Source organism: Ignatzschineria sp. RMDPL8A (assembly GCF_029815055.1).
GTDB lineage: Bacteria > Pseudomonadota > Gammaproteobacteria > Cardiobacteriales > Wohlfahrtiimonadaceae > CALZBJ01.
In genome coordinates this window covers 92,171-105,080 of record NZ_JAPPWA010000002.1, presented here as the reverse complement: position 1 = coordinate 105,080, position 12,910 = coordinate 92,171, and the positions used below count along the sequence as shown (strand labels likewise).

Annotated in this window: 11 protein-coding genes; all 11 read right to left on the bottom strand. The window is 45.8% G+C overall.

Annotated elements, in window-relative coordinates:
* Nucleotides 1-329 precede the first annotated feature (329 nt).
* Nucleotides 330-1,616 (bottom strand): phosphopyruvate hydratase, encoded by a 1,287-nt coding sequence (eno, locus tag OXI21_RS01950; RefSeq protein WP_279617867.1) that lies wholly within the window; start codon nt 1,614-1,616, stop codon nt 330-332.
* A gap of 85 nt (nt 1,617-1,701) precedes the next feature.
* On the bottom strand, nt 1,702-2,976 hold the full coding sequence (locus OXI21_RS01945) for a citrate synthase (protein WP_279617866.1): 1,275 nt from the start codon (nt 2,974-2,976) through the stop codon (nt 1,702-1,704).
* A gap of 184 nt (nt 2,977-3,160) precedes the next feature.
* Nucleotides 3,161-4,183: a quinone-dependent dihydroorotate dehydrogenase gene (locus OXI21_RS01940; protein WP_279617865.1), complete on the bottom strand. Its 1,023-nt coding sequence runs from the start codon at nt 4,181-4,183 to the stop codon at nt 3,161-3,163.
* A 159-nt stretch (nt 4,184-4,342) separates the two neighbouring features.
* Nucleotides 4,343-4,582, bottom strand: coding sequence for a type B 50S ribosomal protein L31 (locus tag OXI21_RS01935; protein ID WP_279617864.1), 240 nt, complete (start codon nt 4,580-4,582; stop codon nt 4,343-4,345).
* Nucleotides 4,583-4,714: 132 nt separating this feature from the next.
* Nucleotides 4,715-5,971 carry a transcription termination factor Rho gene (gene rho / locus OXI21_RS01930; protein WP_279617863.1) on the bottom strand — a complete coding sequence of 419 codons (1,257 nt, stop codon included), beginning with the start codon at nt 5,969-5,971 and terminating at the stop codon, nt 4,715-4,717.
* A gap of 156 nt (nt 5,972-6,127) precedes the next feature.
* Entirely contained in the window at nt 6,128-6,811 is a 684-nt protein-coding gene (locus OXI21_RS01925; protein WP_279617862.1) for a DedA family protein, read from the bottom strand.
* Nucleotides 6,812-6,847: 36 nt separating this feature from the next.
* The gene (gene lolD, locus OXI21_RS01920; RefSeq protein WP_279617861.1) at nt 6,848-7,534 is read right to left on the bottom strand and encodes a lipoprotein-releasing ABC transporter ATP-binding protein LolD; all 687 of its coding nucleotides are present in this window, start codon (nt 7,532-7,534) and stop codon (nt 6,848-6,850) included.
* The gene (locus tag OXI21_RS01915; RefSeq protein ID WP_279617860.1) at nt 7,527-8,807 is read right to left on the bottom strand and encodes a lipoprotein-releasing ABC transporter permease subunit; all 1,281 of its coding nucleotides are present in this window, start codon (nt 8,805-8,807) and stop codon (nt 7,527-7,529) included. Before OXI21_RS01915 ends, lolD begins: the two co-directional genes overlap by 8 nt.
* A gap of 71 nt (nt 8,808-8,878) precedes the next feature.
* Entirely contained in the window at nt 8,879-9,499 is a 621-nt protein-coding gene (gene scpB, locus OXI21_RS01910; RefSeq protein WP_279617859.1) for an SMC-Scp complex subunit ScpB, read from the bottom strand.
* Nucleotides 9,500-9,529: 30 nt separating this feature from the next.
* The gene (gene holA, locus OXI21_RS01905) at nt 9,530-10,564 is read right to left on the bottom strand and encodes a DNA polymerase III subunit delta (protein WP_279617858.1); all 1,035 of its coding nucleotides are present in this window, start codon (nt 10,562-10,564) and stop codon (nt 9,530-9,532) included.
* 242 nt (nt 10,565-10,806) lie between these two features.
* A complete protein-coding gene (locus tag OXI21_RS01900; protein ID WP_279617857.1) occupies nt 10,807-12,846 on the bottom strand; it encodes a TonB-dependent receptor in 2,040 nt (679 codons plus the stop codon).
* Nucleotides 12,847-12,910: the final 64 nt, after the last annotated feature.

Genomic DNA, 12,910 nt, shown 5'->3' with positions numbered 1-12,910 from the left:
AATAAATATAGGACTAATATAGTACCATTTCAGTCCTCTTTCAAATTTAATTTTCTTATGAGCCCATTCTGATGGGCTTTACGGCGATTTCATGCAAGAATGATTTCTAATTGAGAATTGATCTCAATTAAGTTTGGTAAGAATGATCGCTCATCCTTCACCTATTTATGATATGGCGTTTTAATGTGAAAAATTGTCTACTATTTTCCACCCCTCATCAACCCCACCGATAAAACGCGCTCACAAAAAAAGCCCATCATTGCTGACGGGCTCTTCATTTTTTAATCTAAACCAATTCTAACCAAATGATTAAATTTGATTAGGATCCATTAGAATTTTACTGATTTAAACGCATCTTTCCCTGCATACACTGCTTTATCGCCGAGTTCTGCTTCGATGCAGATCAGACGGTTATATTTCGCGACACGGTCTGAACGGCAGAGTGATCCGGTTTTAATTTGCGAGCTGGCCGTTGCTGCCGCTAAATCCGCAATGGTGGTATCCGCTGTTTCGCCTGAACGGTGTGACATCACTGAGGTAAAGCCCCCTTCGTCTGCCATATTCACCGCGTTGATGGTTTCCGTTAAGGTACCGATTTGGTTTGGTTTGATTAAAATTGAGTTCGCAATTTTCTCATCAATTCCGCGTTTTAAGATGGCAGTGTTGGTTACAAAAAGATCATCGCCAACGAGTTGAACACGGTCGCCGACTAGACGCGTTAAGATTTCCCAACCTTCCCAATCTTCTTCATCCATACCATCTTCAATGGAGATAATTGGATAGCGGTTCACCCAATCTTCGAGGAATTTTGCAAACTCTTCTGAGGTGTACGCTTTGCCTTCTGATTCGAGCTGATATTTGCCCTCTTTATAGAATTCTGATGAGGCGATATCAAGTGCTAGGAATACATCTTTCCCTGCTTCATAACCCGCCGCTTTAATCGCGGTCATGATCACTTCAAGCGCTTCTTCGTTTGAGCCTAAGTTTGGCGCAAATCCACCTTCATCGCCCACACCGGTCGCTAACCCTTTTTCGGTTAATACGTTGCGAAGTTCGTGGAAGATCTCTGCCCCACAGCGAACCGCTTCCGCAAAGGTCGGTACGCCCACCGGCATAATCATAAATTCTTGGATATCAACAGAGTTATCTGCGTGCGCACCACCGTTTAAGATGTTCATCATCGGTACTGGTAATACGTAGCGATCTTGGTCCGCAACCGAACGATAGAGGGGTAAGCCTTTTTCAGCCGCTGCTGCGTGTGCGATCGCAAGCGATGCTCCGAGCGTTGCGTTTGCGCCTAATTTTGCTTTGTTATGTGTGCCATCAAGATCGATTAAGATCTGGTCGATTGCCGCTTGGTCTAACGCATCTTTTCCGTTTAATGCATTAAAGATTTCGTTGTTCACGTGTGAACATGCGGTTAATACCCCTTTACCGCCGTAACGTGATTTGTCGCCGTCCCGTAGTTCGACCGCTTCTTTTGCACCGGTTGATGCGCCACTTGGAACTGCAGCTTCACCCACTGCACCTGATTCTAACGTTGCTTTTACCCATAAAGTTGGGTTGCCGCGCGAGTCTAAAATCTCACGTGCGATTAACGATTTGATAACTGACATAAATTTCCTCTATCGATATAAAAAGAAAGGGCGTAGACCTTATATCTACGCCCTCTATTATTTACTGTTACCCATCAAAATTCAACTATTCGATGTCACGTCTTGTAGGACCGATGTAGCGCTGACGTGGACGACCGATTTTGAGTTTTGGATCTGAGATCATCTCAGCCCAGTGGCTGATCCATCCGCTTGTACGCGCAATGGCGAACATTGGGGTGAACATCTCAACAGGAATGCCTAACGCTTTGTAGATGATACCTGAGTAGAAGTCAACGTTCGGATAGAGTTTACGCTCGATGAAGTACTCATCTTTAAGCGCGATCTCTTCAAGTCTTACCGCGATCTCCATTAATGGATCGTTACCGTATTTCGCCAATACTTGGTCCGCGATGCCTTTAATGATTTTCGCACGTGGGTCAAAGTTTTTATAAACACGATGACCAAAGCCCATAAGACGGAACGGATCGTTACGGTCTTTCGCTTTGTCAATATATTTTGGAATGTTATCCACAGAACCGATCTCTTCAAGCATACGAAGAACCGCTTCGTTCGCGCCACCATGCGCCGCACCCCAAAGGCTTGCAATCCCCGATGCAATCGCTGCAAATGGGTTCGCGCCTGATGAACCGGCTAAACGAACCGTTGATGTCGATGCGTTTTGCTCATGGTCTGCGTGAAGGATAAAGAGGGTATCAATCGCTTTTTCAGCAATTGGGTCAATCTCGTAATCCGCACATGGGGTTGAGAACATCATTTGTAAGAAGTTCCCTGCATATGATAGATCATTACGTGGATAACGATAAGGTTGGCCACGGCCATGTTTGAAACATGCCGCTGCAATCGTTGGAATTTTTGAGATTAAACGGTGTGCAATGACTTCGCGGTGGTAAGGGTCATAGATGTCGAGTTTATCGTGATAGAACCCAGCCATTGATGCCACGGAACCTGAAAGCATTGCCATTGGATGTGAATCGTAGCGGAAGCCTTGGAGGAAATCTTTCATGTTTTCATGCATTAATGAATGCGTCATGATGATCTCTTTGAATTTTGTCGCTTGCTCTGGGGTGGGCAGCTCGCCGTACCAAAGTAAGTAAACCACTTCAAGATAGCTCTTTTTCGCTGCTAATTGCTCAATTGGGTAACCGCGATAGAACAGCTCCCCTTTTTCCCCGTCAAGATAGGTGATCGCACTCTCACAGCTCGCTGTTGATACGTAACCTGGGTCATAACTGAACATATGCATATCACGGTTTAATGCCGCGATATCAATTACATCATTTCCGTAAACCGATTCTAAAATCGGTAACTCAACACTTTTATTATCTCTATTATCAGTAATAGTTACAGTATTTTTAGTCATAGCTTTCCTCCTAACTGAAGCTTTTTCGCATCGTTTCCGTTTGCATTCGATCTGTGTAGTCGATTTGGAACAAATGCCTAAAACACTAAATTGATTATCTGTATCTTATGTTGATAATACACCTCTATTAAAAAATAAGATACTCGAATGTATAAATTCTATTAAAAGATACCTATAAAATTTATTAATCACACTCTTTCAAAATGGCCTCGTTTATGGCTTTAATGAGCGCAGGTCCTTCATAGATAAAGCCCGAATAGAGTTGAATCAGCATCGCCCCCGCATTGAGCTTCTCTAACGCGTCCTCGGCACTGTGAATCCCGCCCACCCCAATGATGGGAAATGCGCCGTCACTCTTCTCATGTAAAAACCGAATCACCGCCGTTGATTTGTCGGTAAGCGGTTTGCCACTTAACCCGCCCGCTTCCTTCTTGTCGGCACTCTGTAGTCCAGTGCGATCGAGAGTGGTATTAGTCGCAATCACGCCGCCAATTTGCGTCTCTGCCACAATCTCTATTATATCAAGGAGTTGTGATTCCGTTAAATCTGGCGCAATTTTTAAGAAAATCGGTTTTGGGATCTCTTTGGCAAGATTGACCGTTTGAAGTGCATTGAGAAGTGCCGTGAGTGGCTCTTTATCCTGAAGATCACGCAGATTCGGGGTATTTGGGGAACTGACATTCACCACAAAATAATCCACCACCTCAAAAAGCTCATTAAAGGAATCGAGATAATCGTTCACCGCTTCGGCATTGGGCGTGACTTTATTTTTACCAATATTTCCGCCAACGATCACGCCTTGATTTTTCATCAAGCGTAATTTCGCCGCATGAACCCCATCATTATTAAAGCCCATACGATTGATGATTGCTTCATCCTCAACCAGTCGAAAGAGGCGTTTTTTCGGATTTCCCGTTTGCGCTTTCGGCGTCACCGTTCCGATCTCGACAAAAGAAAACCCAAGCATCGAGAGCTCATTGAAGACTTTGGCATCTTTATCAAATCCCGCCGCCATCCCCACCGGATGGGCAAACTGAATGCCGAGCACCGTTCGCTCAAGTCGCGGATCTGTGACCTCATAATGCCGGCGAATTCTCTTTGCTAAAAAAGGCACTCGCCCCAACATTTTTAAGCCCCACAACGAGAGATGATGAGCTCTTTCAGGATCAAGGCGAAATAAAATTGAACGAATCAAAGCGCGCAACATAACAGAATCTCTTTTTTAAATTTTAAATAGGTAAATGGATTAAGACCGATGTGCCAAGATAGATCTCTATCCGCAGCTTTATTTTAGACAAAAAAAAGCATCTTTCCGAAGAAAAGATGCTCTTGTTCCATCACTATCAGTCTTAGATAATCAAAATGATTAACGACCGAAGCGTTTACGGAAGCGATCCACACGACCTTCTGAGTCAAGGATGTTTTGCTTACCAGTGAAGAATGGGTGTGACGCTGAAGAAACTTCAACTTTGTAAAGAGGGTATTCGTTACCATCTTCCCATTTAATTGTTTCAGAGGTTTTAACGGTTGAACGCGTTAAAATTGCAAAATCGCTTGATACGTCTTGGAATACCACTTCGCGGTAGTTTGTTTCTTTGTTTGACATAGTTCTTAAATCCATTATTAAAATTAAACCGGTTCTATTTTAATGGCGAGATAAGCTCGTCAACTTATCGGTGTTTACCATAAAAATAATTCAAGACGGTAATTTTACTGACTCTTTAGACAAAATGCAAGTCTAACCCTTCATTGAGTTAAAAAACTCTTCATTTGTGTCGGTTTCTTTCATGCGATCAAGGACAAACTCAATCGATTGAATCTCATCCATCGGATGAACGAGCTTACGCAGAATCCAGATTTTTTGGAGATCATCGGGTTCGATAAGAAGCTCTTCACGGCGAGTGCCGGAACGATTAATGTTGATTGCTGGGAAGATGCGTTTTTCCGCAATGCGGCGATCAAGTTGAATCTCTGAGTTACCGGTTCCTTTGAACTCTTCGAAAATCACCTCATCCATCTTCGAGCCGGTATCGACCATCGCGGTAGCAATAATGGTTAAGCTGCCGCCATTTTCAATGTTACGTGCTGCACCAAAGAAGCGTTTCGGGCGATGAAGAGCATTGGCGTCCACCCCACCGGATAAGACTTTCCCCGAAGAAGGCACCACGGTATTATACGCGCGTGCAAGACGGGTCATCGAGTCGAGCAGAATCACCACATCGCGGCCATGTTCCACTAAACGGCGAGCTTTTTCGATCACCATTTCCGCCACTTGTACATGGCGAAGCGCCGGCTCATCAAAGGTTGACGCAATCACATCGCCTTTGACTAAACGCTGCATCTCGGTCACCTCTTCCGGGCGCTCATCAATTAAGAGCACCATCAGATAGGCTTCCGGATGATTGATCGCGATCGATTGGGCGATATTTTGCATCATGATGGTTTTACCCGCTTTTGGCGGCGCAACGATCATACTCCGCTGACCCTTACCAATCGGGGCAACCATATCGATTAAACGGGCGGTGATGTCTTCGCTTGATCCATTTCCAAGCTCCATTTTTAAGGGCTCGTTTGGATGAATTGGCGTTAAGTTTTCAAACGCGATTTTACGTTTGCTCGCTTCGAGTGGCTCGTAGTTAATCTCTTGGACTTTAACCAGCGCGAAATATTTTTCATTATCTTTAGGCGGACGAATTTTCCCAGAGACGGTATCACCGGTACGGAGATTAAAACGGCGAATCTGCGAGGGGCTGATATAGACATCATCGGGCCCTGCTAAGAACGAGCTATCAACGCCGCGGAGGAATCCGTAGCCATCATTTAAGACCTCTAAAACACCATCGCCCGTGATGTCGTTGCCCTGCGCTGCGTAGGTATTTAAGATGCTAAATACTAAATCGTGCTTTTTCGCACGGCCTGAACCTTCAAGATTCATCTCTTCAGCAATATCAATGAGTTCTTGTGCTGTTTTTCGTTTTAATTCTGTTAAATTCATAGACTTTTTTACATAAAGATTGAGTAATCCGCTGCACTTACGCGGAATAAATTGGGGAAATTGTTAATAACCTAAAGATGAGATTAGATAATAAAAGAGGCGAACGCATCGAACGATAGCGTTTGGGGACTCCCTTTACGGGCAGTTGACGCAATTCTAATCATTATCGGGTAAGGTTGCAACTTTATTTTTTCGTTTCTGAAGATAGGCACGCCCAGCTTCAATGAGGATCGGTAGACAGGAAACAAAGATAATTCCGAGCACAATTGCTGAAAAATTATCTTTAACCCAGGCGATATTTCCAAAGAGGTAGCCCGCCCCGAGCATTAACGTGGTCCAAAGAAAAGCGCCGACCACATTATAGGTGAAAAACTTACGATAGCACATCGTGCTTGCGCCCGCCACAAAAGGGGCAAAAGTTCGAACAATTGGGATAAAGCGTGCCAGAATAATCGTTTTCCCGCCATGCTTTTCATAAAACTCTTCCGTTTTACGCAGATATTTCAATTTAAAAATCCGCGCATCCTCTTTAAAGGGTTTAATCCCTAAAAACTTCCCAATATGATAATTGACCGCATCGCCAATCACCGCCGTCACAAAGAGCGATCCCCAGAGAATGAAGATCTCGAGCATCCCCATCGCCGAGAGTGCGCCGGCCGCAAACAGGAGCGAATCGCCGGGTAAAAAGGGCGTCACCACCAGCCCCGTTTCACAAAAGACGATCACAATTAAAATAAGATAGAGCCACGCGCCATATTGATTGGCGAGCACCTCTAAATGATCATCAATGTTTAAGAAAATATCGATAAATTCATTGATCCAACCGGATAAAAGCTCCATCACGCCTTTTTTGTCCTTTTTATTTATTTGCCAATCTTATAGCTGTTGAGATAATCCAAAATCACGCATCTCCCAGCAACGATCCATCTTCGCCGCGAGGCTGCGATCGTGCGTAACCACCAGTAACGCCGTTCCAAATTCATCATTCATTTCACATAAAAGCTCAAATACCGCCCGCGCATTCTCTTCATCGAGATTCCCCGTCGGTTCATCAGCAAGAACGGCCGCGGGCTTTGTGACAAGTGCCCTTGCAATCGCGACTCGCTGACGCTCACCGCCGGAAAGTGCGGAAGGTTTATGAGTTAATCTGTGCGAAAGACCCACGCGATGGAGTAATCGATCCGCCTCAACCCGCGCTGCTTTAACCGACAATCCCCCAATCACTAGTGGAATTGCCACATTATCGAGCGCAGTAAAATCCGGTAATAGATGGTGAAATTGATAGATAAAGCCTAAATGTTGATTACGGAGCACCCCACGTTTGGCTTCAGATGCCACATTAAAGTGCACCTCTTTAAGATAGACATCGCCGCGCGTTGGGCGATCAAGCCCCGAAAGAATGTGCATCAACGTACTTTTTCCCGATCCTGACGCGCCGACAATGGCGATCTTTTCACCACGGCGCACTTCAAGATTGATATCGCGAAACACCTCCACCTCATGCTTTTGATCAAAGTATGATTTCGAGAGATTGACCGCTCGTAATACGATCTCATTATTCATAACGTAGCGCCTCCGCCGGTTGAGTGCGTGCCGCTTTCCACGCAGGATAGAGCGTCGCTAAGCTCGCTAAGATAAACGCAATACCCGACACTAAAAAGACATCCCCTGCCAAAATGAGCGAGGGGATTTCCGACACCGGATAGACGCTCGGTTCAAAGATCGTTTTACCCAGCAGATTTTCCACAAAATGGACGATCGGCTGTACATTTGAAGCGATTAACACCCCAAGCACAATCCCGATCAACGCCCCAAAAAAGCCAATAAAGGTGCCTTGCACCATAAAGATAAACATAATGCTGCGCGGGCGCATGCCGAGCGTGCGTAAAATCGCAATTTCCGAGCGTTTTTCCGTCACCACCATCACCAGCATCGACACCACATTAAACACCGCCACCGCCACAATGAGGCTCATAATAATAAACATGGTGATCTTTTCGATCTCGATCATCTTATAGATCGCAGAGAATTGATCGATCCAAGTATAGACCGTAAGATCATTATCAAAGCCAAGATAGCGCTGTACCGCAAGCGCCGTATCGTGGGCTCGCATCGGGTTTTCAAGTTTAAGACGAATCCCGCTGACATCGCCTTTCGGCAGTTTAGCGAGGCGCGCCGCATCCTCTAAATGGACAAAAACATGGCTCTTTTCATAATCATAAAGCCCCGCCTCATAGAGCCCAACCACTTTAAAGCGCTTTAACCGCGGCGAGGCGCCAACGACAGTGACATTAATATCGGAGGTAACAAGCGAGACATAATCACCAATCGTCACGCGGAAATCCGTCGCAAGACTCTTGCCTAAAATAATGCCAAATTCCCCCTCCTGTAACAGGGTAAAATCCGCCGCTTTCCACGCACCCTCTTCAATGGTTTTCACCGCGTCATTAACATTGGAGACCGCCCCTTCATACGCGCCATCGACGCCAAAAATAAGCACCGGCTTCATATCGCCATCGGCATTAACAAGCCCCTGACTCTTCACAAACGGCGCTGCGCCAATCACATTGGGAATCTTTTCCGGCAGATCGAGCAGTCGCTGCCAATCGGACAATTTGCCCGTATCACTCATTACCTGATTATGAAAGGCCATCTCAGTACTCTTTTCAGCCACCTCTTTTTGGAAGCCATTCATCACCGAGAGCACCACAATCATCGTCATCACGCCGAGCGCAATGCCTCCAATCGAGACAAATGAGATAAATGAGATGAAATTGTTTTTCCGTTTTGCAGCCGTGTAACGCAGGCCGATATAGAGGGATAATGGTTTGAACATAGACCCTTTGTTGTGTTTGATATTAAAAGAATCAGTATAGAAGAATCGAGCCGGTTAAGCAGATTTTATTTTTACGCCGAGGCGGGCCGTGTTTGCGTCTCATTAAATTCCACTTCACGCTGTTTCGCTTCATCGAGCAAAATAGAATCTTCAAGAAGTGGCAACTCTTCCAAACTTTTGAGATTAAAATCATCGAGAAATTTTTCAGTTGTGGCATATAAAAGTGGGCGACCGGGCGTTTCTTTACGGCCCACCACCTTAATCCATTCACGCTCTTCAAGAGTGCGAATAATATTGGTACTCACCGCAACGCCGCGCACCGATTCAATCTCCCCGCGGGTAACTGGTTGCTGATAGGCAATAAGCGCAAGCGTTTCAAAAAGGGCTGAACTGTAGCGCTCTTGACGCTCTTCAAAAAGACGCTCCACCCAATGGTTATAGCGCGCCGGCACTTGAAGACGCCAACCACTTGCCACTTCCACCAGCTCAACACCCCGCCCCGACAAAGTCTCTTGGAGCGCTTCGAGCACCTCGGTCATCTCATCATTGCTGATGCCGTTTTCTCTAAAAATATCGCATAAATCATTAATGGTAAGAGGGGCTTTTGCGGCCATTAATACCGCTTCCACCATCGCATCTAACTGCATAAAACTATCCTTGTTGTGCGTTTCATGAAAAAGTGCATCACTCATGGCGTTATCCCTCAATTTTGGTTGATTTAATTAAGGCGTCACCGTGGCACTTAGCGAAAGGAGGCGTTTGCCTGCTAACGCAAAAGAGACGCGCAAAATAGCATTCCAAGGATCTTCTTTCAACTCCCCTTTGATCGCTTCATCGATCTGGACGAGCATCTCCGCTAAATGTTGCCACAATTTGGGCGAAAATCGTCTCAGTGCCCCTTGATAGAGCGGGCGTTTATTTTGCCACACACTTTTCAGTACCTCTTGCATCGGTGCACCATTATCAAGTTCCGCTTTCATCATGCCAAGAGTTGCGATCTCTTTGTGGAGCACCCAGTTGACAAGAGTGGCCGGCTCTCCCTCTTCACGAAGGCCATCAATAATGCGGAAAATTCGCTCAATATCGCCGGCCAATAGCGCATCGCCAAGATCAAAAGTGATAAACCGCGAGCTTTGCGTCAACGCCTCTTTTAGACCCTCTCCGCTTACCGGATCATTGCCATAAAAGAGCGCAAGATAATCGAGCTCTTGCATCACCGAAAAGAGATTCCCCTCATTATGAACCGCTAAAAGATCGATCGCATCATCCGAAAGCCTCAATCCTTTTTGACGGGCACGAGCGACAATCCAGCGGGGATATTCATAAGGTCGCGGCGGATAGATCGGCATCACTGCGCCCTTTTTATCAAAAGCGTCCGCCCATTTGGCTTTCAGCTGTTGATTCGTTAAGCGCGGAACGCTCACTAGTAGGAATATATCGGGGGAGGGGTTTTCGAAATATTCAAGTAGGTGCCGCTGCGCCACGGTATCGGGGCGATTTTGAAAGCGGAGTTCTACAATTTTTCGTTCAGAAAAGAGCGAAAGACTCTGCGTTGATTCACGAAAATCATTCCAATCAAATCCGCTAGCCACCTCAAAGAGATCCCGCTCTAAAAAGCCCGCTTGATCCCGTAAAAAATGCCGTACAAAATCCTGCGCCTCGATGACCAAATAGGGTTCATCGCCCGCGACCAAAAGTCCGCGCCACGCAGAATTTTGGGGAAGTAATTGCGGTAACTGATCGGCTTGAATGCGCATGAATGAGGGGTCTCGTCAATAATATAACGGCCGATTAACGCCGTCATTTAAATAGGATTCTCTATTATAGGGAGAGATTCTCAGGAAGCCAAATCGATAAACATCGATGAAACTTAACGAAAAAGCGGATACTCTCTGTACCCGCTTCACATTGTAGCGTAAACCGATTTAAAAAATATCGTTTAATATCATTTTGTCACCGATTGATGCCAACAAAATTTCATCGTAGTGCCAATGCACGCTTAGAAATCCACATTCACACCCACCCAATAACGGCGGCCATCTTGCGTATAACCATGATCGATCTCACGAATTTTCTTGTTACCGACATTATAGATACCCGCATAAAGCGTCGCATCGTCGCTAAATTTATAGGACGCGCCAAGATCAAACGTAGTGAAACTGTCATTGCGTTTACCGGCCACGCCTTTTTTCATTTGATACTCTTTACCGTTGTAACGCGCTTTCGCCCAGACTTGGGTTTTTTCGTTAATGTCCCAATCCACACCAAGGTTAAATTGATGCTCAGGCACGCCCGTTAATGGATCACCTTTATGCTCACCGGTTTTTTGCTTGGTTTTGGTGTAGGTGTAGCTACCATTCACGCTGACAAACTCATTGATCGGCATGGAGAGTGCTAATTCAAGCCCTTTTAACTCAGCCTTATCGATATTAAAACGTTTTTGAATGAGATCAAATCCTTCACCATTTGGCGCAACACACTGCCCTTGATTACTTTCATCATCGCAGAGCGTCATCAGCTGGATTTTATCTTTAAAATTGGTGTAAAAGCCCGTTACACTTGCGTTTACGCCATAATCATTTGAGTAGTTAAGGCTTAACTCATAGTTGGTGCTCTTTTCTGGCTGAAGATCGGGGTTCCCTAAGATCATACCATCGCGAGTTCCGCCACCGGTGACTTGTCCCCAATCGGCTACCACTTGACGAAGGCCAGGTGCGGTAAATCCGGTTGAGATTCCCCCTTTCATGGTGAACTCATCATTAATATTCCACACCCCGTAGATTCGCGGATTTAAGTTACCACCGTAGTTTTCATCTTTATCGTAGCGAAGTCCCGCCGTTAATGAGAAGGAATCAGTAATCCACCACTCATCTTCAATAAATCCGGCATAGCTATAGCGATCAATCTTCACAAGATCGGGATTAAATTGATTGCCCTGATCTTCCAATTTCTCTTTACGGTATTGCCCGCCAACGGTCACCGTGTGGCTACCAAGTGGAATGATCACATTACCATCGACAACGTAGTTATCCACAATCATTTTGCGCACATAGTTATCGGTTTTTTCGTGGCTGAACGCGATATCACTGGTCACGCCATTGTCCCACTCACCTAAATAACGAAGCGATCCATGGGTACGTTTTGATTTATGCTCACTGCCGCGCGCACTGGTTTGGTTTTTAGTAGCAAAGCGTTTTTGAAGCCCAACGCCCGCCGTCAATTCAAGGGTATGCCCATCGACCGGAACAAAGGTGAGTTTCCCGTTTAAATTTTCAATGCGCTGTTCGGGGAAGCCCGTCATATACTTATCTTCTGAACGATCAGAATATTTACCATAGAGCTGAAGCCCCAAACGCTCCTTCATGATCGGACCATTGAGATAAAAATCCACCGTATTCATATTGCCCGCATCGGAATCTTCTTGAAGCGTCGATTCCAAGCGAAGGCTGCCGCCCCACTCATCGGCGACTTTTTTCGTGATCACGTTAATCACCCCACCCATCGCATCGGAACCATAGCGCGATGACATCGGTCCACGTACCACTTCAATGCGCTCAATCGCCGCAAGCGGGGGAATCCAGCCCTGCTCAATCCCACTGCCATCACTGTTAGGGCGAGTGGCACGAGAACTCATTCGGCGACCATCAATCAGCATTAAGGTATATTGCGGCGCCATCCCACGAATGCTGATATCCGTACTTCCGCCACCGCCGGTCACGCTAACGCCGGGAATATCTTTTAACGCATCGGTCACATCGCGAAACGGTTTTGTCTCAAGCTCTTTATTGGACACAAGCGAAATCGATGCCGGTGCCTCTTTCACCTCTTGGGCAAATCCGCCCGCAGTCACCACCACGCGCGATAGATCAATATCCGCTTTCGGTGTGCTGACGCTGTTGCTTTGTGTGCTTTTCTCTTCAATCTGATCATCAAGCTGCTCATCAATTGGCTCATCGGCCTGGGCGGCGCCTGTTAAAAGAGCCCCGAGCACCATCATGCTCAAAAGGGTGCGTTTCATCGGTGTCGCTGCGTTACTCATGCTAAGTCCTTATCCATTTATCAATACATTTAACGTGAAATTTTTAATGCTTATATATAAATTT